The 21,477-nt window shown below is 56.0% G+C and carries 15 protein-coding genes; 7 read left to right on the forward strand and 8 right to left on the reverse strand.

All coding sequences use genetic code 11. The features are described from left to right. Positions 1 to 23: 23 nt before the first annotated feature. Positions 24 to 221, reverse strand: coding sequence for a hypothetical protein (locus SH573x_RS00630; protein ID WP_479352354.1), 198 nt, complete (start codon positions 219 to 221; stop codon positions 24 to 26). Positions 222 to 603: 382 nt separating this feature from the next. Between SH573x_RS00630 and SH573x_RS00635 the strand changes: the two genes are divergently transcribed. Next, positions 604 to 1,539: a hypothetical protein gene (locus SH573x_RS00635; protein WP_479352355.1), complete on the forward strand. Its 936-nt coding sequence runs from the start codon at positions 604 to 606 to the stop codon at positions 1,537 to 1,539. Between the two features lie 154 nt (positions 1,540 to 1,693). Here SH573x_RS00635 and SH573x_RS00640 read toward each other — a convergent pair whose 3' ends face one another. The 3 genes from SH573x_RS00640 to SH573x_RS00650 form a co-directional block, all read right to left on the reverse strand. Beyond that, positions 1,694 to 3,391, reverse strand: coding sequence for an L-lactate permease (locus tag SH573x_RS00640; RefSeq protein WP_479352356.1), 1,698 nt, complete (start codon positions 3,389 to 3,391; stop codon positions 1,694 to 1,696). 166 nt (positions 3,392 to 3,557) lie between these two features. After that, a complete protein-coding gene (locus tag SH573x_RS00645; protein WP_479352357.1) occupies positions 3,558 to 4,373 on the reverse strand; it encodes a biotin--[acetyl-CoA-carboxylase] ligase in 816 nt (271 codons plus the stop codon). A 97-nt stretch (positions 4,374 to 4,470) separates the two neighbouring features. Next, positions 4,471 to 5,934 carry a pectate lyase gene (locus SH573x_RS00650; protein ID WP_479352358.1) on the reverse strand — a complete coding sequence of 488 codons (1,464 nt, stop codon included), beginning with the start codon at positions 5,932 to 5,934 and terminating at the stop codon, positions 4,471 to 4,473. 109 nt (positions 5,935 to 6,043) lie between these two features. On the opposite strand from SH573x_RS00650, the gene SH573x_RS00655 reads away from it, so the two are divergent. Continuing rightward, entirely contained in the window at positions 6,044 to 6,616 is a 573-nt protein-coding gene (locus SH573x_RS00655; protein WP_479352359.1) for an RNA polymerase sigma factor, read from the forward strand. Positions 6,617 to 7,564: 948 nt separating this feature from the next. After that, complete coding sequence (locus tag SH573x_RS00660; protein WP_479352360.1) at positions 7,565 to 7,912, forward strand: P-II family nitrogen regulator; 348 nt, start codon at positions 7,565 to 7,567, stop codon at positions 7,910 to 7,912. 19 nt (positions 7,913 to 7,931) lie between these two features. Here the strand turns inward: SH573x_RS00660 and SH573x_RS00665 are convergent, their stop codons facing one another. Both SH573x_RS00665 and SH573x_RS00670 read right to left on the reverse strand, forming a co-directional pair. Beyond that, positions 7,932 to 11,705: a bifunctional proline dehydrogenase/L-glutamate gamma-semialdehyde dehydrogenase gene (locus SH573x_RS00665; RefSeq protein ID WP_479352361.1), complete on the reverse strand. Its 3,774-nt coding sequence runs from the start codon at positions 11,703 to 11,705 to the stop codon at positions 7,932 to 7,934. Next, positions 11,702 to 12,079: a DUF3127 domain-containing protein gene (locus tag SH573x_RS00670; RefSeq protein WP_479352362.1), complete on the reverse strand. Its 378-nt coding sequence runs from the start codon at positions 12,077 to 12,079 to the stop codon at positions 11,702 to 11,704. Before SH573x_RS00670 ends, SH573x_RS00665 begins: the two co-directional genes overlap by 4 nt. A 343-nt stretch (positions 12,080 to 12,422) precedes the next feature. Between SH573x_RS00670 and SH573x_RS00675 the strand changes: the two genes are divergently transcribed. The 3 genes from SH573x_RS00675 to sdhB all read left to right on the forward strand — a co-directional run bounded on the left by SH573x_RS00675 (position 12,423) and on the right by sdhB (position 16,219). After that, entirely contained in the window at positions 12,423 to 13,277 is an 855-nt protein-coding gene (locus SH573x_RS00675; RefSeq protein ID WP_479352363.1) for a succinate dehydrogenase cytochrome b558 subunit, read from the forward strand. A 69-nt stretch (positions 13,278 to 13,346) separates the two neighbouring features. Beyond that, positions 13,347 to 15,341: a succinate dehydrogenase flavoprotein subunit gene (sdhA, locus tag SH573x_RS00680; protein WP_479352364.1), complete on the forward strand. Its 1,995-nt coding sequence runs from the start codon at positions 13,347 to 13,349 to the stop codon at positions 15,339 to 15,341. Beyond that, on the forward strand, positions 15,338 to 16,219 hold the full coding sequence (sdhB, locus tag SH573x_RS00685; protein ID WP_479352365.1) for a succinate dehydrogenase iron-sulfur subunit: 882 nt from the start codon (positions 15,338 to 15,340) through the stop codon (positions 16,217 to 16,219). Before sdhA ends, sdhB begins: the two co-directional genes overlap by 4 nt. 980 nt (positions 16,220 to 17,199) lie before the next feature. On the opposite strand, the gene SH573x_RS00690 is transcribed toward sdhB, so the two are convergent. Beyond that, on the reverse strand, positions 17,200 to 18,579 hold the full coding sequence (locus SH573x_RS00690; RefSeq protein WP_479352366.1) for an MFS transporter: 1,380 nt from the start codon (positions 18,577 to 18,579) through the stop codon (positions 17,200 to 17,202). A 67-nt stretch (positions 18,580 to 18,646) separates the two neighbouring features. On the opposite strand from SH573x_RS00690, the gene SH573x_RS00695 reads away from it, so the two are divergent. Then, entirely contained in the window at positions 18,647 to 19,297 is a 651-nt protein-coding gene (locus SH573x_RS00695; protein ID WP_479352367.1) for an alpha/beta fold hydrolase, read from the forward strand. An 89-nt stretch (positions 19,298 to 19,386) separates the two neighbouring features. Here SH573x_RS00695 and SH573x_RS00700 read toward each other — a convergent pair whose 3' ends face one another. Further along, complete coding sequence (locus SH573x_RS00700) at positions 19,387 to 21,132, reverse strand: B12-binding domain-containing radical SAM protein (RefSeq protein WP_479352368.1); 1,746 nt, start codon at positions 21,130 to 21,132, stop codon at positions 19,387 to 19,389. Between the last annotated feature and the right edge of the window lie 345 nt (positions 21,133 to 21,477).

The following is a 21,477-nucleotide window of genomic DNA, read 5'->3' on the forward strand; positions in this document are numbered from 1 at the left end:
GTAACTACTGTTTCACGTCGTCGTTACAGTTTGACATCGATGCGGCCGGCATCGATTTGGTTGCTGATCTGGGCGGCGCTTTGAATCATTTGGACAGCGGCTTCGCCTTGCATTTTGTCAACCTGTCGAGCGCGAACGGCGACAGCCATATCGATATTGTTCTTGACGATCGATTCGGTGATGGCCGGATCGGTTGCTGTAGCGGATGAGTTGACCTGCATGATTCCCCTCTCAATAAAGTCAACGCTTGAACTCTAAGACACCTTATTAATATCGCCTTGTAATAGAGCGCGAGACTTGCAGGGCTTGGCGGTTTGCGAAGATTCGCCAAGAGTTTGTAACGGTTGTAGGGTGGCTGGCTTGGCCGCTCGAGAATTTCAAAATTTAGCTTCGAAACTTTTGATTTCCGATTGAAGATCTTGGCCAGCGCAGCCGAAAACCACTCACTCAGGCATGTAGCTGCCTGGTGTCCAATTCAGCCAACACCTTTAGGACTAGAGCGCACGAAGGCGCTGAAGTCTGGTGATGGCTTCGCTCGACCGCACTCTCGCATGGACGTGGCACGCGGGTAACAATCGACCTTAGTTGTCGATGGAAAGTGCCATGAATCAAACTCGTCTCGGACCACGCCGATGGGCTTTCGTCGTTGTGGCTGGTGGTGCACTCCTGGCGCTACCCTTTACACAGCGAGCCAATTCACCTCGACCTGCTCCGCCAGTGGAGACCGATGTGCTGGCCAGCTTGGAAGCACTGGCCGCTGCAGTGACTGCGCCGCCCTCCAGCACACCTGCCCAGTCAATATCAGCCGGTATTGACCCCCATCAGGCTGCGCCGCCTGAGAAGTTGCCAGCCTGGGCTCAAGCTCGTCACTCGCCTTTTGATGAACTCATGCATCAAACTGCCAAAGTACCTGACGTGCCTGAGCCAGATGTGTTGCCACTGCAGCCCCTGCGTCCGTGGATCACTCCACCACCCAGCTCCAAACCGAGCCAGGTGGCGAGCGATCCCAGTCTCCAATCCAGCGAAGGCCGTTTGATTGCAGCTGGGAGTCCCGCATCGGTATCGCCTTGGTCGGACGATCGTGAGGAACTCGATAATCCGCCTGCAGTCAGTGACACACAATTGGCTTCGAATCAACCGCGTTCCCAACCAGCGCGTGAACTGTCGGTGAGCGCCTGGCCCGACGAAAGATTTGCCGCTAAACAAGTGGCTCAGTCAGAAAAGCCGCTACGTCAATTGCAAAGTGCGCTTGTCGCACCCGATCAAGTGCTATCTCAGGTTGCAGCAACCGCGCAAGTAGCGACGGTCCGGCCACCGGCCATTACCAGGCAAGCCGTTGGAGAGCCCGCCATGCGCTCGGTAGCTGCTCCCAAGATACGCTTTGGCCAGTCGCATGAACCAACTCAGCCACAGGAACAATCCTTAGTGCCACCGCCAAACATGCAACCTTTGCCCAGCTTACCCGCAGCCCGCAAGAGTCATGTCATCTTTCAACCCAGCCAACCATCTCGACTAACAGCGAACTCGTTTAACCCGTAGCCGAAGGCGAGGCAATCGAAGGAGCAGACTTAGCAGTGGCTAGTGTCAATCTAGAGCCAACGGACACTCAGGTGGACGCAGAGTTTGGTTAGAGGGTGCGCCTCGCCTGACGGCTACGGGTTAAACGAACCGCTCGTGATGCCTCGCCTGACGGCTACGGGATAAACGAACCGCTCGTGATGCCTGGAATAACCCAGGGGAACACGTAAGCTTGCAGCATGACGACCAGGCCGACGAGTGCAGCTAAGACGAGTGAGTGCCAGAAGACATATCGCAGGATGTGTCCTTCTTGGCCGTGTTGGCCGGTGGCGACACCGGCGACCACGATCGATTGAGCGTCGATCATCTTGCCCATTACGCCGCCGGAGCTGTTGGCTGCGGCGGCTAGAACTGGCGAGAAGCCGAGGCTGGTGGCCGTGATTTGTTGCAAGTTCCCAAACAACACATTGGAGGAGGTATCGCTGCCGGTTAGCGCCACTCCTAGCCAACCCAGCATCGGCGAAAAGAACGGAAACAAGGCACCGGTGCTGGCCATTGCCAATCCCATCGTGGCATCCAGTCCACTATAGCGCGTCGTAAACCCCAGCGCCATCATCGCCGCGATCGTGACCAGTGACAGCGCCGTGCGTTGCAGGGTTTCCAAGAACAACACCATCAACCGTGTGATACTTGTGCCTAAACACAAACCCGATATCACACCGGTGATCAGCAGGGCTGTGCCTGTGGCCGACAGCCAATTGAAATCGAAGATCGCTTTCTCCGGAGCGGGCTGCACGACCACCGGCGGTACGCGTTGCACCAGCAGATGCAGACTGGTGATCGGGAACCGCACGGTCGCTTGATCGAGCCAACTCTTGATGGCAGGTATACCCCAGAGGCTGACCAAGATCGTTAACACGATCCACGGTAACAGCGGTTTGATGCGACTGACGTTCGCCTCTGCTGCCGGCGTTGTTGCTCCACTGGGTTCTGCACTGGGTTCTGCACCGGGTTCTGCACCGGGTTCTGCGATGGCCAGGATCACTTGTGGATCCAGCGCCGGAGGCCGCCAAACTTTCAGGAGCAAGACCATCGCGGCGATCGAGGCTACCGAGCCGGCGATATCTACCAGCCACGGTCCGTGCCAATTGCTAACAGCAAACTGCACGAAACCAAACGTGCCACCGGCAACCAGGCATGCCGGCCATACTTGCAACATCTGCCGCCAACCGGCCATCGTCCAAACCAGCCAAAAGGGCACGATCAAACTGAACACGGGCAGTTGTCGACCGATCATTTGACTGAGTTGCTCCAGAGGCAACTCCGTAACTCTTGCCAGCACAATCACGGGCGTACCAATCGCGCCGAAAGCCACCGGTGCTGTATTGCCGATCAGGGCCAGGCCGGCCGCAGGTAAAGGGCGAAACCCAAGTCCAATCAACATGGCTGCGGAAATGGCAACGGGAGTACCAAAGCCAGCCGCTCCCTCGATGAACGCGCCAAAACTGAACGCAATCAAGAGAACTTGAATGCGCCGATCATCGGTCAGCGAAGCTATCTGCCCGCGCAAGATATCGAACTGGCCGGTATCGACGGCAATGCGATATACGAAGATAGCCGACACCACGATCCAGCCAATCGGAAACAATCCATACATGGCTCCGTAAATCGCAGCGCTTAATCCCAAGCTGATGGGCATACCAAAACCAATAATTGCAATCGCCAGCGCACAAGCCAAACCGGCCAGCGCCGCCCAGTGAGCCCGACAATGAAAAAAGGCTAGCAGTGATAAGAGCAAGACGATCGGTAAGCTAGCGACCAGGGCAGATAAAGCCAACTGGCCCAGCGGATCGTACATTTGCGACCAGGGCATGAGTGGAGTTGCTTTTAAGTGGCTAGCGGGTGGCGATAAGTAGCGGAATGCATCAAGCATTTCGACTGCGACAGGTAGCGGAATGCGTCAAGCATTTCGAATTCGACTGCTTCGCGACGCGCAGGGTCGAAAGCCTTGACGGCTTCCGCTACGACAGCCTGGGCGGCTATTCCCAGTGCAAAATCTCGGCGGACTGTAGATCATACACACCGTCGGCGTCTCGCAACACCAAGTAGCCATGGTGATCAATGCCTTCACACTTGCCGGTCCGCACCTGGCCCGATGGCAGGCGAGCCTGCACCGATTTGCCAGTCAGCAAGCTGCGCTGGGACCAGGCGTGCCACCAATTGGTATCTCCACCACGCCAGGCGTCCAGCTCTTGTCGCAACTGATCAATCAAGTGAATCAGCATGCCTGCCACATCGGTCGCTTGTCGATGAAATTGACTGAGCGAACAGGCACGCTGCTGAACCTCCAGCGGCGCGCTAGTGAAATCAACCGCCACGTTCAGGCCAATACCGACAATAAACGCAAACGGATGGTCGCTGGACTTGCTCAGCGGTACAGCTTCGACCAGGACACCGGCTAGTTTCGATGTCCCGATGTACAAATCGTTGGGCCATTTGAGTTTCACTGCGACGTTCGGCACCACTTGTTCCACTGCGGCCGCAGCCGCTACGCCAGTAACTAGGCTCAGTTGCGGCCACGAAAGAGAATCACTGGGCAAGTGACCACTACTGATCACTAGCGACATCATCAGGCAACCCGAGGGCGACCACCAGGAGCGCGTCGTGCGCCCGCGACCAGCGGTCTGCTTGTCGGCAACCAACAACGCTGGCAGTAGCAAGTTGCCTTCCAGCAAGCGGCGCCGCGCCAGTGAGTTAGTCGAATCAACCTCTTCAAGCCAGCTGACTTCCGCCAACCAGCCACCGCTCTGCAGTTCTTCGATTGCCAGTTGACGACGCGTATCAAACTTAAGCACGTGGACTCTTCCAATTCGGGATTAGGAGACAAACTAAAGTAGCCACCGCTGCCAAGCGATGGGCAACCACAGCTTGTCCACCGTCTGGCGACGGTGGCTACTTTGTGCCAGTAGTGACGCTGTGCGCGGCGATGAAGCGGCTGAGTTGACCGAGGTTCTTGATAAATGTTTCTGAGAGAATCATATCGCGCTGTTGGGGTAGCGACTTGATGTACTTCAAATTGCCTGGTTCGACCCAGCCACCGCGGGCATCTTGCGCGGCCATGATCTGCAGGATAGCTTTCTCACTGGGAACTTTATCCGATTTCAACGAGCCGGGCTGACGAACTTTGGGGCGCAGACTTTTCAACTCGTCAGGCTCTAGCCCTTTCAATTGATCGAAACGTCTGCTCAGTTTGTCCAGGTTGTTACCAATCTTGAAACCGTAGTGGGTCGGCAAGTCATCGTCGGCATACGTGAGTTGGTATTGCTGGGTGAAGTAGAGTGGTTGGTTGGTGCGCAATTCATAAAAGCGCGCTAGTTGTCCGTTGGGCAAGACGCAGGTCTTTAAATATTCGAGGGCTCGCGGAATAGGAGCCAGGTATTTGCCATCGCCCGTATAGATGGCCATATCCATGAGCGCATCGATAACAACTTGCGATTCGCCGCCGCTGATGGCCGGCGGTTCAAACTTCCTGGCCCACACCGGTTGCATCTGATAGTTATACTGCTGAGCCCAGGCGGGTTGAGGTTCGGGCATTTGAGCAGCGAGCAAAAAGTCGGCGGCCCGCTGTGCAGATTGTCGATATTGGTCGGAATCATAAACCTCACCGGCCAGCCACATGGTTTGCATCATACGGACAAGCGCTTGATCGTTCAGCGTGTAGTGGAACCAGTAGGCGCCACCTGGATATTCACGCGACCAACTCTCCGGATAGTTGCTCGTGAGGTGGTGGGGCTGGTTGATATCGGGCACATCAAACCCTTGCGCCCAGGCGCCGTTGGGAAACTGGTTGCGCATAACAGCCGCCAGTGCAAAGGCAGTGGCTTCATGAATGTTGGCATCTTCAAATTTGAGTAGTTGATCGAGCTTCATCAAGAACCGCAGGGCAGACTGAGTTTGATCGTCATCCAAACTGGAAATGTTGCGTGCCTTGTTGCCTGGCTGGCCGTCGACTCGGTAGGCCAGTTTGCCGCGCAATTCGGGATCAAAGTCGATGTGGTTTTGCCACCCGCCGCTATGCAATTGTCCCCGCAGCAGGCACTGGGCCGCATCGCGAGCCGCCGTCAGCAGGTAGGCTTGTCCCGTGCGCTCGTAGGCTTCAAGATAAGTAATGCCCACCAGCGGGGTAGCCGGAGGCTGGACCCAAACTGTCCTCTGGCCTGCATCCCCTTCGCCTTCGCGGAGTGCCAGGTCCGCGCTGACCTGGTAGACGTAGCCGCCTTCGACCGCGACCTGGCCATGAAAGAACTCGACCGCTTTCTTTTGGGCCGCTTGGGCTTGCTGGAGGGTGCTGGGAGTGGCTGGAGTGGGTGCTTGGGCGATTGCCAAGCTGAGGTAGAGGAATAATGTGGAGAGCATTGGCTTGGGCTCCAAAAAAGGGCTAAGACTTGCAGGTCGTGGGGCTCTTACCTAATATGGACTTAGGCCATTCCCTGGGTTTTCGTTCTCGTCCAAAAAGGTGGTGCGCGTGGTCTTATCGAATCTCGACCGCGATCTACTTGCCCGCTGTTTGCAGGGAACGCCCGAGGCCTGGGAAGACTTCGTGGATCGCTATTTGGGGCTGATCACCTTTGTGGTGACCGAAGTCGCCAGGAGTCGTTCGATTGAGTTGACCGATGCGCTGCGCGACGATGTGGTCGCCGATATCTTTTTAGTGTTGGTCGACCACGATTATCGCACGCTTCGCAAGTTTCGTGGTCAAAGTTCTCTCGGAACTTACCTGGTCGTGGTAGCCCGGCGGATCGCTGTCCGCAAGTTGGCCGAGGTCCAACGCACTCGCCAGGTGAGCTTGCCGCCGAGCGAAACAGCGCGGGAGCCGGCCCACCACCAGCCCGCCGATGAATTGGTCGCAGCCAATCGCGAAGAAGTACAGATGTTGCTGGCCAAGTTGCCCAGCGGCGAAGCGACCGCGGTGCGCATGTTCCACTTGGAAGATCGCAGCTACCGCGAAATCAGCTTGCACATGGGGATCCCTGAAAACAGCGTCGGCCCCTTGCTCAGCCAGGCCCGCGCCAAGCTGCGGCAGATTTCCGGAAAGTAGCGGAATGGTGCTTTGAAACTTCGGTTTCATTAGCTCAGGTCAACTGCAGCCCGAATATCAACCGCTTCGTTTTGAGCACTGGCTATGCTGCGCATTGCGCTCTGATGCCGGAGTGATCGCGGTCGAAAGCCTTGACGGCTTCCGCTACGGACCCACTCTTGCAAGCCTCGACGGCTTCCGCTGCGGGTCGAGAGACGTGCTATTGTGCCCGCTTTCGCTGCTAATGGATGCTTATTTCTTAGGCAGTGCCAGTGCCTTAATCGGCGACAGAAATTCCCAAAACATTTTTCAAACTTTCCTTAAAGTCTTATGTGCGTGTTGTTTGCGGCGAATCGTGAGTTTGTTTTTTGGCAGCTTCGCCGGCATTGGTCCAGTTAGTGCATATTGGTCAAATCACAAGCGTGAGCCTAACACGCTGAGAGTTACAGACAAAGCACAACACGCATACTGAAGGATACAAGAGCGTTCTCCTTGTGGGGTTGTTGGGGGTTAGTCTCTCACTCGGGTCGGTCGTGTCCGCGACACCTTTTAACCAAAGGATTGATGTCGTGTACATGGAAGTGCCGGCTGCGACCGGCCCGAGTGAAGACTCCCAAACCCACACCCACCGAGCTAGACGCCGTTGGTACCCTACCCATGTCGCTCGGGGAGCAAATTTACTGCACCTTTGTTTCCCCGAGCGACACCTTTTTCGAACATCCACTTACGTAATAAGCCACCACGCAAAACTGCTTTCTTGCGAACGTAAGTCTTCGGCTCTTGCCTGGGCCAGAAGGTACCCCAATGACCTGCGATGAGTGTCCGCCTCACTCATCCGGGTCGGGGTATTTTTCTTTTGGCCCAGGCTTGCTTTCTTATTCGGGAATAGGCTTCTAGCCTGGGCACCATTGCGGCTACAATCTGCACAGCCGAAATGAACTGAATGGATCCTTGCAAAGGAAAGCGCCAGTGAAGCTGATCATCGCGATCATCCAGCCCGCCAAGCTCGAAGCCGTCAAGCAGGCACTTACCGAAGTGGAAGTCTTTCGATTGACCGTGTTGGATTGCCAAGGGTTCGGACGGCAGAAGGGCCAGGTCGGCGCGTTTCGTGGACACGAAAATGCCCTGAATCTTGTCCGTAAAGTTCAATTGCAGATCGCGGTTAACGATGAATTCGTGGAGCCAACGGTCAGTGCGATTCTCAATGGGGCGCGCAGCAGTGACAAAGGGCAAATCGGCGACGGCAAAGTTTTCATCTTGCCGATGGACGATTGCATCCGCATTCGAACCGGCGAACGTGGCTCGGAGGCCATCTAAACTCTGTCCTCTGGCGAGCTTATAACACGCCCGCTCGTTCTTCCAGGCTGCGCACGCCCAGATTTCCGTAGCGATGATAATCAACGCACAAGCTCTGCTCTTGAACGTACCACAGTAATTCAACGCGGCCTTGCGTAGAAACGGGTGCGTCGGCGATATACACAAAGGCATCGTTGGCAGCCACGCGCACCGCGGTTGGTACCACGGTTGAACTGGCATACCGCAGGCGATCGACCTGGCCGCGCGAGATGGCCTTTACTAGTTGAGCGTCATCTTCTTCCACGATCTCCAGGGCGGCGGCCCACATGTCGGTCAACTCTTCTAGCAGTTGTAAAAGTTCGACATGGGCACCCGGCGTTGCGCTCACGACCGCTCGGCCACCGGCGGCCCGCGCGCCGATAATGCGCGCGAGAATATCCAGCGGCTCATCGCTGGCAGTGACTCGAATTCTCAGGTAAGTCAGCGGCAAGTAGACGCGCAAGTTATCTTGGCCAATCAGTCGCAGGGTATCGTGCTCGACCGCAATCTCTTCGCGTCCAAAGCGATCGTAATCCAGCATGATTGCCCGGAGTGCATTCCATTGATCGGGTGCGAACATGTGCTTGAGCGCTTGGGTATGTTCGTCGCGCTCGTTGGTTAATCTCTCCCATAGATCGCGCAAGGCTTCGCTCTCGGGGATACCGTCTATTGATGCTGGCGTCTGCGGATAGCTCAAACTGGCATGATGCATTAGCGGCATGACATAATTGGGGCCACCGGCTTTGATGCCGGGACCAAAGGCACTCTTGCCCAAGCCGCCGAAGGGCTGCCGCAGTACGATCGCGCCGGTCGTGGGCCGGTTGATGTAGAGATTGCCGGCCTTGATGCGATTCATCCATAATTCTTGTTCGCGATCATCCAGACTTTCCAAGCCGCTGGTCAGTCCATAGCCGGTTTGATGCACCAGATCGATCGCTTCACTCAAATTGCGATAGGGTAAGACGGCCAGCACTGGGCCAAACAGTTCGGTCAGATGTGTAAAACTGCCCGGGGCCACATCCCACTTGATGCCGGGTGAATACAGGTAAGGGTTGTCGTGTAACATCCGGGGCATGATGGCCCAAGACTCACCGGCTTCCAGTTCCTTCAGTCCGCGCAGCAGCGCGTCGGTTGGTGGTCGAATCAAAGGACCAACTTTGGTCGACAGTTTCCATGCCGAGCCCACTTCCATGCTGGACACGGCGTCCACTAGTGAATGTCGGAAACGCGCATCGTGATAGACCTCTTGTTCCAGCAACAACAAACTAGTGGCGCTGCACTTTTGGCCAGCGTGCGAGAAAGCGGAGTGCACGACGTTCTTGATGGCCAGGTCATGATCGCTCAGTGCCGAGACGATGGTTGCATTTTTGCCACCGGTTTCGGCTAGCAGTTTCAAAGCTGGATTGCGACTAAGCATGTTCTGGGCTGTTGAGGTGCCGCCGGTCAGAATAACAGCATCGATGCGTGGATCGGCCAACAGGACTTCGCCAGCCAGTCGGCCAGAGCAGGGCACTAATTGCAAAGCGTTCCTTGATACCCCAGCTTCCCAAAAACATTCGCACAGGATGCGGGCTGGCAAGACGGTATCGGAGGCCGGTTTCAGGATCACCGTGTTGCCGGTTGCCAAGGCCGACGCGATGCCGCCGCAAGGAATAGCGATCGGAAAGTTCCAAGGGCTGACCACCACGATGGTGCCCAGTCCGCGACTGCCACAGGAAAAAAGTTCGAGCGCCGTCAGCGCATAAAACTCGACAAAGTCGATGGCTTCGCTGACTTCCGGATCGCTTTCACCGATCGTCTTACCGCCGTCGGCCAGGGCAGCACCAATGAGATCGCCGCGCCGCTGGCGCAAGCGCTGGGCCACCGCTCGCAAGATGCGATAACGTTCATCGGGCTTGAGCGCGCGCCAGCCGTCGCGATCGCTGACGGCAGTTTCCAGAGCCAATCGCAATTGTCCCGCGTCGGCTTGTTGGTAACGGGCAGCGATTACGCCCGGCCGCGAAGGATCGGGGGATTCGAACAGCGGACCATCGCCGCTGACGTCCTGGCCAGCTATGGTGACCGGTATGTTGGTCGCGTGGGCATCGCAACGTGGTTGCCAGGCCTGAATAAGACTCTCGGCCCACTGTCCGTTTTGGGCTAAGGAAAAATCGGTGTCGGGTTCGTTAGCCAGATAGCGCCAATCTGTGGCGGCTGGTGGTTGAGCGGGTGGAGTAAAGCGATTCTGAGTGCGCCTGGGTTGGTTGGAGACGCTGCTGGCGGTAAGGGCCGAACGTACGAATTGCTGTTCCAGTTTTTCCCAGGCGGGGCTATCGACCGAGATCTTGAACGCATGCCGCAAGAAGTTATCGGGGCCGGTGTTTTCGTCCAGGCGACGCACCAGGTAACCAATCGCGCTGGTGAAATCTTGCTCGGTGCAGGCCGGTGCGTAGAGCAGCAAGTTATCGCTCAGCTCGCGCAGTGCCCGGCGCTGATGATTGGCCATGCCTTCCAGCATCTCGAACTGAACTTGTTCAAAGACGCCCAGACGTACGGCTAAGACCAAAGCGAAAGCCACTTCGAACAGATTGTGGCTGGCCACTCCCAACTCGACAGCGCGAATATGCTCTGGATGCATGCCGTAGAGCACCATGCGTTTGTAATTGGCATCGGTCTCGATTTTATTTTTATACGGGGCTTGAGGCCAGCCGCGGAGCGAGGCTTCTACACGTTCCATTTCCATGTTCGCACCTTTGACGATGCGGATGGTCACTGGACTGCCGCCGCGAGCGACGCGTTGTTGAGCCCATTGCGTGATTTGTTGTTGCACCAAGAAGCTGTCCGGAACGTAGGCCTGCAGAGCGATTCCGGCGCGGACATGTTCCAGCCCAGGACGATCGAGCGTCGACATGAAAGCCGCTGACGTCAGCGCCATGTCGCGATACTCTTCCATATCCAAATACACGAACTTGGGCAGCGGTTGCCCGTTGAGAGGTTGAAAGCGATGGCGCGCAGCTGCGCGATACAGGAGTTCCAAGCGATCGCCGACGATGCGCAGCGTATGCTCACGGGCCATGGCCGAGATTTGCGAGTACAGGGTAGAGATCTTGACCGAGACGACTTCGATCTCCGGTTGTTGCAGAGCCGACAAGTATTTTTCGAGGCGGTGTTGAGCTTCATCTTCACCCAGCAGGGCTTCACCGAGGAAATTGACATTCATGCGAATGCCTTCGCTGCGGCGAGCCGACAGGTGTTCGCGGAGCATGCTCGGTTCGGCAGGCAAGATAACGTTGGATGTTTCTTTGCGCATCTTGTCCTTGACCATCGGCACAGCCACACCGGGCAGATAGTTGCCGAAGGATTGAAAACCGCGGAGCAGTGCGCGATCAAGTTGCGAGAAGAACCGCGGGATACCTTGTACGTCCAGGATGTGAATCAACTGGTCGACGGCTCGATCGGGACTGCGCGAGCGGAAGCCCTGATCGGTCATTTGAGTCAGCGTGACTTTGTCTTCTGGATGCTGAAGCATGCGATCCAGTTCAGCCTGCTGACGTCGCTCGGCCGGCGTTTGCAATTGAGTAGCCCGCTCTTGGATGCGCTTGGCCAATTGGCCCGCGCGGGCCGTGATGTCGGCCAAGACAGATTCGCTCAGTAGCCAGGCATCGGGCCCGTCAGTAGCGACACCCGGAGCGGCAGATTGGGTGTCGGAAGAAAGCAGTCGGTTGGCGGCGGCTTGAGTTTTGGAGTGAGTGCCACCGGCGATTGAATGCAGGACTTGAGCGGAGAGTTGTGTCAAAACGGTACGTCCTCGTCGTCTTCGTAAGAGGCTTCGGCAAAAGCTGCGTTGGCATTGGTCGGAGTTTCTCCGCCGGTCTTGGCACTGAGCTGCCGAAAACTGGTGGCTTCACAGCTGAGGAAGAATTTCACTTCACTGGTGGGGTCTTTTTGCCAGCGCCGTCCCGCCAGGCGGTAGCTGACTTCGATCTGTTCACCCACTTTTAAACTGTCGATACTATCGCAGGCGTCACCAATAAAATCGATAGGTATGAAGTTCGGGAAGCGACCATTGTCCTGCTCCAAGACCAGCAGGCGTTTGCGAAAGCCTTTTTGTCCGAAGGTCTTGGTCTCTTCGATCAGATGCACAAATCCAACAACTTTTGCGTCGCTCATCCGCCACCGTCCTCAAGTCTACAGCCACAAAAACTTCACTTCCGGCTCCTATTCTATAGCCTTTCGTGCCATTGGAAACCTCGTTTTTAGGATCGCAAAATCTTAAAACGCAGAGAGGCTGTCGCCTCCAAAGTCTGGCGACTTCGGCTACGGGATCTTTCGTAGCCGATCTCGCCAGAGATTGGATGAATCAAGCTTGTCGCTTCCAAAGTCTGGCGACTGCGGCTACGGATCGGGCGGAATGTACCCTGACGCGAATCGGGTTAAACCGATATACTTTTCGAGGTTATCTACCTGCGGTATCCCACCCACGAAGCGCCCGATCCAACGAGCTGATTTCGCAATGAACGCTGCTTCACCGACATTTTTTGCCAAGCATGAGTTTTTGATCCGGCGATTGCATTCACTGAGCGGCTTGGTGCCGGTGGGGGCCTATATGACGGTCCACCTCCTGGTCAACTCGACGCTCGTCAATGGCCCGGGTGCCTTTCAGACCCAGGTGAATCAGATCCACTCGCTGGGCGCGTTGCTCTTGCCCGTTGAATGGCTGTTTATCTTCCTGCCATTGATCTTTCATGCGGTCGTAGGGTTGTGGATCATCCAGTCCGGTCATTCCAATGCTTCGCAGTATCGTTACCTAAACAACCGACGTTACTCCCTGCAACGTTGGTCGGGGGTGGTGGCGACCGTGTTCATTCTGTTGCACGTGTTTCATTTGCACGGCTGGTTTCACTTTGACACATGGCTCAAGAATGTGGCTGAACCTCTCGGCATGGCTCAGTTTCGCCCCTACAACGCGGCCAGCACGCTAGCAAAAGCGCTGAGCGGATACGGTTGGCCGGTCTTCTACTTCATTGGCGTCCTCGCTAGCGTTTACCATTTCGCCAATGGAATCTGGACCATGGGTATCACCTGGGGATTGTGGTTAACACCCAAAGCCCAGCAGCGAGCTAGTTACGTCTGCTCCGCCTTTGGCGTTTTTCTGTTTGCAGTGGGAATGACCGCCCTGTTTGCTGCCAAGACCACCAGCATCGACCAGGCTCGGCAAGTCGAAGACGCCATGTATCAGCAGAAAATCAAGACCGGCGAGATCCTCGAAGATCCGCACAAACGCTCCAGTGCTCCTGATCATGCGACGGCCGGCGACGGCCAGACCAGTGCAGGTCAAGTGATGCACACTTCCGCAGAATTAAAATAAATCAACCATCGGTTAACCAAGGTGAAGCTCTGCACGGTTAAGTCAGTCTAGAGCTGGAGAGATTTTGAAATGGCAACAAAGCGTGTGGTAGTTGTCGGAGGCGGACTGGCTGGTCTGGCCGCCACGATGAAGTTGGCCGAACTGGGCGTCGCAGTCGATCTGATCAGTTTGACACCCGTCAAGCGATCGCACAGCGTCTGCGCCCAAGGTGGCATAAATAGCTGCAATGATCAAACACGGCAGCTGGGTGATTCCGAATGGAAACACCTTGACGATACAGTCTACGGTGGCGATTTTCTGCAACATCAGCCGCCAGTCAAAGAGATGGCTTTTTATGGCCCGAAGATCATCGAGCTGATGGATCGACTGGGTGTGCCCTTCAATCGCACCACCGAAGGCTTTTTGGATCGACGTCGTTTCGGCGGAACACTCTACAAACGTACGGCCTTTGCCGGCGCCACCACTGGCCAACAATTGCTATACGCGCTCGACGAACAAGTGCGGCGGATGGAGAGCGAAGGTCTGGTGCGCAAGTTTGAGTTCTGGGACTTCCTGGGACCGGTGCTGGATGATACTGGCCGCTGTGTGGGCGTGATTGCTCAAGACATGGTCTCCATGCAGATTCGCGCTTTCCCTGCAGATGCCAGTATGGTGGCCACCGGTGGTTGTGGATTGCTGTATGGTCAGTCGACCATGTCGGTCTTCTGCAACGGCAGCGCGGCTAGTCGTTGTTTTCAGGCGGGTGTGAAGTATGCCAATGGCGAGTTCATTCAGGTGCACCCTACTGCCATTCCCGGCGCCGATAAACTGCGTCTGATGAGCGAGTCGGCTCGGGGGGAAGGCGGCCGCGTGTGGGTGCCCAAGAAACCTCAAGATTCACGCCGGCCTAAGGACATTCCTGAATCGGAACGTTATTACTTCCTGGAAGAACGTTATCCGAAGTACGGCAACCTGGTACCACGCGACATCGCGACGCGCGAGATCTTCGACATTTGCGTCAACAGCAAACTGAGTGTCGAAGCCAATCGGATGTGCGTGTACTTGGATCTGACACACATCAGTCGTAGCGAGTTGGACCGCAAGCTCGGTGGCATTCTCGAAATCTACGAGAAATTCCAAGGCGTCGATCCGCGGACTACGCCGATGAAGATTTTCCCAGCCGTGCATTACTCGATGGGTGGTCTGTGGGCCGACTACGAGAAGAGCGCCGACGGTGGTCTGAAAGCCGGCTCGCCGCGCAACCAGATGACCAACATTCCCGGCCTCTATGCGCTGGGTGAATGCGATTACCAATATCACGGAGCCAATCGACTGGGCGCCAATTCGCTCTTGAGTTGTATCTTCTCCGGTTTGATCTCTGGCCCCGGGGTGCAGAATTACATCAATGCACAGAAGGGCGCCGCCGCTGATCTGCCTTCGAGCCTCTACGAACGCGCAGTGGCTCGCGAAGAGTCGCGGCATCAATCGCTGATGAAAACCTCAGGCGGAGAAAACCCCTATTTGATCCACCAAGAGCTGGGTAAGTGGATGACAGAAGCCGCTACCGTGGTGCGTCGCAACGATCAGCTCGACCAGGCCTACGCCAAGATCAGCGAATTGCACGATCGGGCCATGCGCTGTTCGCTCAGCGACACAGGTAACTGGACCAACCAGAATGTGATCTTTACCAAAGCCTTGCAGGATATGTTCCCGCTGGCCAAGACCATTCTCAAGGGCGCGCGACTCCGCGATGAATGCCGCGGTGCGCACTACAAACCAGAATTTGAGATGCACAGTCTGTCCGCGACCGAACCGGCCGAACGCCGGCGACAAGCTGAAGAATGGTGCGACATGTTCCAAGCCAACAGCGACAAGTATTTGAAGTCGACTATCGCTGCGTGGAACGGTGAACATCCGGATATTACTTACGAAGATGTCGATACATCGCTAATCCCACCACGGCCGCGTTTGTATGGACTTGTCGGCGCCGAAACGATAGAAGAAGTGTGGAAAGAACGCGTGGCCGCTAAACAGCAGGCCGCTAAAAAGAATAAGGCTCAAGAACCACTTGAGGTGAACGCATGAACGCACCCCACGCACATACCAACGGTCATACCGCAGCTGCCGCCGCGCCCACCAATCGCGGTGCGATCAACGTGCGCGTCCTGCGACAAGACGGACCAGGCCAGCCTTCGTATTGGGAACGCCACCAAGTTCCCTACGAAGAAAATATGAATGTCATCAGCGTGCTCCAACGCATCGCTGCCCAATCGCGCACAGTCGAAGGCAAAGCCGTTGCGCCGGTGGCCTGGGACTGCGGCTGTTTGGAAGAAGTCTGCGGTTCCTGCACGATGGTCATCAACGGTCGCGTGCGCCAAAGTTGTTCGGCCCTGGTCGATCGATTGCTGGAAGACAACCCAGTCGAAATCGAACTTCGCCCTATGCAGAAGTTCCCAGTCGTCCGCGATCTGCTGGTCGATCGTTCGCGCCTGTTCCACTCGCTCAAGAAAGTCAAAGCCTGGGTGCCCGTCGACGGTTATTACGACATGGGTGCCGGACCTAAACAATCTCGGCATCAACAAGAAGAGAGTTACCCGCTCAGCGAATGCATGTCGTGCGGTTGTTGTTTGGATGCATGTCCTCAGTACAACAAAATCGAATTGAATCGCCGGCCTGGCGAAAGTGATGCCGACTTCGAGAATCGCAAACGCGAAGCTTACGATCAAGGCTTCTTAGGCGCTGCGCCTATCAGCCAAGCCGTGCTCTTTAATTCGCATCCCACGGGCCAGAATATGAAAGAAGAACGCATGGAGGCCCTGACCGATGTTGGCGGCATCCAAGTGTGTGGTAATGCGCAAAACTGCGTGGCCGTCTGCCCCAAGCATATCCCGCTGACCACCTCCATCGCCAAAGCCGGTCGCGAGGCCACTGTCTATGCGGTCAAAAAGATCTTCGATCGATAAAGAGTTGGCTCCATCGTTTAACCCGTAGCCGCCAGGCGAGGCGCACCTGCTAACCAAGCGCTGCGTTTACCTGAGCATCTGCGTGCTTAACACAGAGACTCGCCACTGCACGTGAACTCCTTCGTTTGCCTAGCCTGGCGGCTACGGGTTAAACGATTTGCCGTCAGGCGAGGCGCACCTGCTAACCAAGCGCTGCGTTTACCTGAGCATCTGCGTGCTTAACACAGAGACTCGCCATGGCACGTGAACTCCTTCGTTTGCCTAGCCTGGCGGCTACGGGTTAAACGATTTGCCGCCAGGCGAGGCGAACCTGCTAACCAAGCGCTGCGTTTACCTGAGCATCTGCGTGCTTAAGACAGAGACTCGCCATGGCACGTGAACTCCTTCGTTTGCCTAGCCTGGCGGCTACGGGTTAAACGATTTGCCGCCAGGCGAGGCGCACCTGCTAACCAAGCGCTGCGTTTACCTGAACATCTGCGTGCTTAAGACAGAGACTCGCCACTGCACGTGAACTCCTTCGTTTGCCTAGCCTGGCGGCTACGGGTTAAACGATTTGCCGCCAGGCGAGGCGAACCTGCTAACCAAACGCTGCGTTTACCTGAGCATCTGCGTGCTTAAGACAGAGACTCGCCACTGCACGTGAACTCCTTCGTTTGCCTATCCTGGCGGCTACGGGTTAAACGATTTGCCGCCAGGCGAGGCGCACCTGCTAACCAAGCGCTGCGTTTACCTGAGCATCTGCGTGCTTAAGACAGAGACTCGCCATGGCACGTGAACTCCTTCGTTTGCCTAGCCTGGCGGCTACGGGTTAAACGATTTGCCGCCAGGCGAGGCGCACCTGCTAACCAAGCGCTGCGTTTACCTGAACATCTGCGTGCTTAAGACAGAGACTCGCCACTGCACGTGAACTCCTTCGTTTGCCTAGCCTGGCGGCTACGGGTTAAACGATTGAAGCCCATCGTCAACGGTTGGGGGACATGTCACACGGCATTGGTAGCCGGGGCTTCGGAATCCAGACGGTAGAAGATGGCCAGGGGCAATACCAGCAGGCCGATCATCCAGAAGACGCTAGAGATCGGTAGATGGCTCCAGCTGGCGATGCGTTCGAAAAGTTGGTACAGCGGACCGGCGATTAAGATGCCGACAAAGTTAGCTTGGTTCATCGTGGCAATCATGCGGCCTTTGATCTCGGCTGACGGGCGTTGCTGCAAGAAGACCTGCAAGGGCACTGAATAAATCGCTGAGAACACGCCCAGTGCAATCAGGGCCAGTACGCTACCCGACATGCCCAAAACATGTTGGTCAGCATCACGCCACAGTCCCAGGGCTAAGAGCGAACCGACGATGCCCCACATGCCAATCGTTACCAGGCGATCGGTCTTGCCACGACGCGAGATCGCGCCGGCCAGCACCGCGCCACCCATAATGCCGATGGCCGTCGATGCAGTTAAGACACTGGTCAAGACATCGTTAACTTTCAACTGGGTCAGGCCCAGCGAGTTGATGGTGGGCATCACAGTACCAGCGACCAGCCAGAAGACGCATGAAGCCAAGAGCGCCATCATCAGTGGCCGGTCGATCGCCAAGGCATGACGTACTTCTTTGGCCACCAAGAGTGCATCTTGGGTTAGTGGCAAGTTGGGATCAGCCACCGGAGTGCGACGGATAAAGCCAGCCGTAATCGTTCCCACGACGGCAATGCCTACGCACACCAAGGATCCCAACCACAGTTTATCGGTCTGGCCCGATTCACCGACCAAAAGGTATTTGCAGACACCGGCGGCTACTGTGCCGAAGATGATTGCCAGAAAGGTCGACATCAGGATAATGCCATTGGCCGAAGCCGCATCGGTCTTGCGAAACAGTTCGGGAATGATGCCATATTTGCCCGGGCCAAAGAAGGCACTGTGTGTACCCAGCAAGAAAAGCACTGTCCAAGTGCCAGCCATACCGAAAGTGTCATACATCAGAAAGGCTGCCATCGCCAACAAACATATAATGATCTCGGCCACCTTACAGATCCAAATGATCGGTTGCTTGCTAAAGCGATCCGACAGGTAACCGGCAAAGCCGCTGAAGATCACAAACGGGATCGAGAACACCAACAGCGCCCAGCCTTGAACATCGATGTGCCCACCGCCCGCGACGGCCGGTTCCGCGACCGTCGTGGCTGCGGCTGTAGCTGCAGTGGTGGCTGCAGTAGTAGCCGTCGTTGCCACGGCCGTGGTGACCGTAGCGCCGACGGCCAAAAGTAGCAGCAGTTGTTTGTAGAGATTGTCATTGAACGCTCCCAGAAACTGCGTGACGGCCAGTCCCCAGAAAGAAAGATCGCGGAACAGTGGAGGTCGAGTATCGTTCATGGTATGGATTTCAAACTTCAGATTTCAGACTGCAGTATTGGCCGATTTAGCTAGAGCATCATAACCTATGTCACTCGTCTTGTTTTCCGGTCTGGCCGCTGATGAGCTGGTCTTCATGCCGCAAAAGCTAGCGATCCCCGAGCTGCAAGTGCCACGCTGGTTGATACCGGTTGCGAGCGAAACATTAGATCATTACGCGCAGCGCATGAGTCACAATCTGGAGGATGTGCCCAAGCCACTGCACATTGGCGGTGCATCCTTCGGCGGCATTCTGGCCTTGCATATGGCACAGTATGTTCAGCCTGCCAGTGTCATCTTGATCGGCAGCATCCGCACTCCGCAGGAATTGCCGCGCTATGCGAGCTGGGCTCGACCACTGCGCGGCTGGGTGCCTTATCTGCCGGTGCGACCATGGCAGCTGCTGTTGGCGCCTATCGTAATGGGATTGACGAAACGTATGTCGCCACGCATGTATGGTTTGGCTGCCCAGATGCGCCGCGCCGATCCGCGCGTGATCCGCTGGTCGATATGCCAGTTGCTAGACTGGCGCAGCGTACCGCCGGTCGTTTGCCCAATTCATCACATCCATGGCCAGCGCGATTGGGTCTTACCCGTGCGTTACACTCAGCCCGAAACAATCATTGAAGGTGGCGGACATATAGTTTCGCTGACTCATCCTGCAGAAGTGACTGCGTATTTGAAAAGCGTGGTGGCATAGGCTTCTAGCCTGTGGTATTTTCTTCTTTGTTCTACACAGGCTGGAAGCCTATGCCACACTAGACCACAGGCTGGAAGCCTATGCCACATTTAGACCAGTGTGGCCGAGTCCAGCATGCTCTCCGCCCAATCGTCATCGGCCTGGTCATCGTCTTTCAGCTTGATGACGACGCGTTTGCTACCCAGTAGACCTTGGGGGTTGAGGCTGTAATAGCGATCGAGATAGTTTGGCTGTGCATAGCAAACTTGGAGTACCGATTCGACCAACTCTGGTTGCAAGCGACGATGATCGCCCGTGGGTTCGAGCACGATTTGGAGCGTGCTATGAGGATTGGCTTGCAATAACTGGCGGATGTGAGAGTCGATAGCCGATTGGTGAGCTTGTAGATCATCGGCAGCGAACCACAGGCACAGAGCTTGCGCGCACTCTTCGGGTCGCGGTAATGTAGGCTGAGTGGCTTGATCGAGATGAAACTTAATGCACTGAATAGGGCGTTGTTTACTATCGACTGCAGCGTCAAACTCGAGCGTTGGTTCGGGGAAGGGATCCCATTCGGAATCAAATGCCTCTTGGGCATCTTCCATCAACGTGTATAGATCGCTGGTCTGGAGTGTAGGCGTTTCGTAAACGTAATAGGGTGGACGCGGTTGGAACTTCAAACCCAACTGTTCGGCTTCATGCCGAAAGGCAGTGCCCGGCAAGATCGCCAGGTTAAAGACTTGCATCGAAGTGAACAGTTGGCTCGAGGCCAGGTAATCGAAACCGCGGCGCACAGAAGCGACCGTGTCACCTGGCAAGCCGATAATCAAATCGACTTTCACTTTGATACCCGCATCGATCATGGCTCCTACGCCGCGCTCGAAGGCTTTCAGGTTGTTGCGGCGATCCATCAAACTTTGAGCTTGTGGATCGATCGACTGCAATCCGATTTCGACTTCGCTAAAGTTGGCCGCTCGCAATAGCTGGGCCGTTTCAGGTTTGATACCTTCGGCTCGCAGTTCACCAAAGTACGTGAACTGCCGGTCGTGGTTCTCGCGGGCCAGCAGTCGCAGAAAATCATCGAAGTCGCGGCGTTGGTTCAGCGTAGGATCCAGCAAGACAACTTCGGTAGCGCCCGCCTGACGCGCATGCCGCAAGTTGGCGATGACTTTATCCTCATCCACAAAGTACAAGGCATCATAACTCTTGGGATAGTAACAGAACTTGCACTTGAAGACGCAGCCGCGAATTGTTTCCAGTAGCAGCAGGCGTTCGTCGGCGGCATTTAAGATGCCTGCCAGGTACGGGGACGATACCTCGCTCAAGTTGGCTAACGGTTTGCGAAATAACGGCAGCTGCGGATGGTGGGCTTGCCACAAGCCGGGAATGATCGTGCCCGTGGGCAAGGGCTGGCCGCCGGAAACATCCAGTGCCGCTAGCAATTCGGTAAACGTCTGTTCGCCTTCGCCAATTACGGCATAGTCGATATGCCCACTTTGCAAGACCCACTCATTGTCACTGGTGATTTCGGGTCCGCCCAGGACGATCTTCATCTCAGGATTGCGGGCCTTCAGTTGTTGGGCAATCCAAAGTGTCCGATTGATATTCCAGAGATAGCAAGAGAAACCGACCAGCCATGGATCACGCTGGAGAATTTCTTCCACCAAACCGCTATCGGAATAGGTATTGGCGATCGGTGGCGGGAGGATCGCAAACTGATAACGGTCCTCCAACCCACGCAAACGGGCATGCAGAATCAAATAGCCTGCCGCTAGGGGTACGTTGCCCACGATGGGCTGAATACCGGCGGGTGGAATGGGCAGTTGAGCCAGCAGGACCTTGCGACAATTATTCATAGAAGCATTTTAACAGAATCTCGAAACTCGCAATTTTAATTTTCAAATTTGGGGAGCACCGGTTTCTTGATTGTGGGTATTGCGGTGAGTTAGAATGACAGGTGATGGGCCGCGATAACGCGTCGCGGCGTGTCTGTTTTTGCACCGTAGCGTTGCCCTATCTTGGCTGACTGTGGCAAGCTCGGTCAACTTCATTTCAGAAAGGAGGTGATCAGGTGAGTTTAATCTGTTCCGGCCCTAGGAGTGGTGCTTGGTGAGAAGCCGGCGGGCTGTCTTATCAGTCGCAGCCCCACTCCGCTCGTAGGCCAAACTCCTTTCGGATCCTACGAGGTTAGTCCCAGCCCG

This window comes from Rania fehmarnensis, assembly GCF_056494185.1.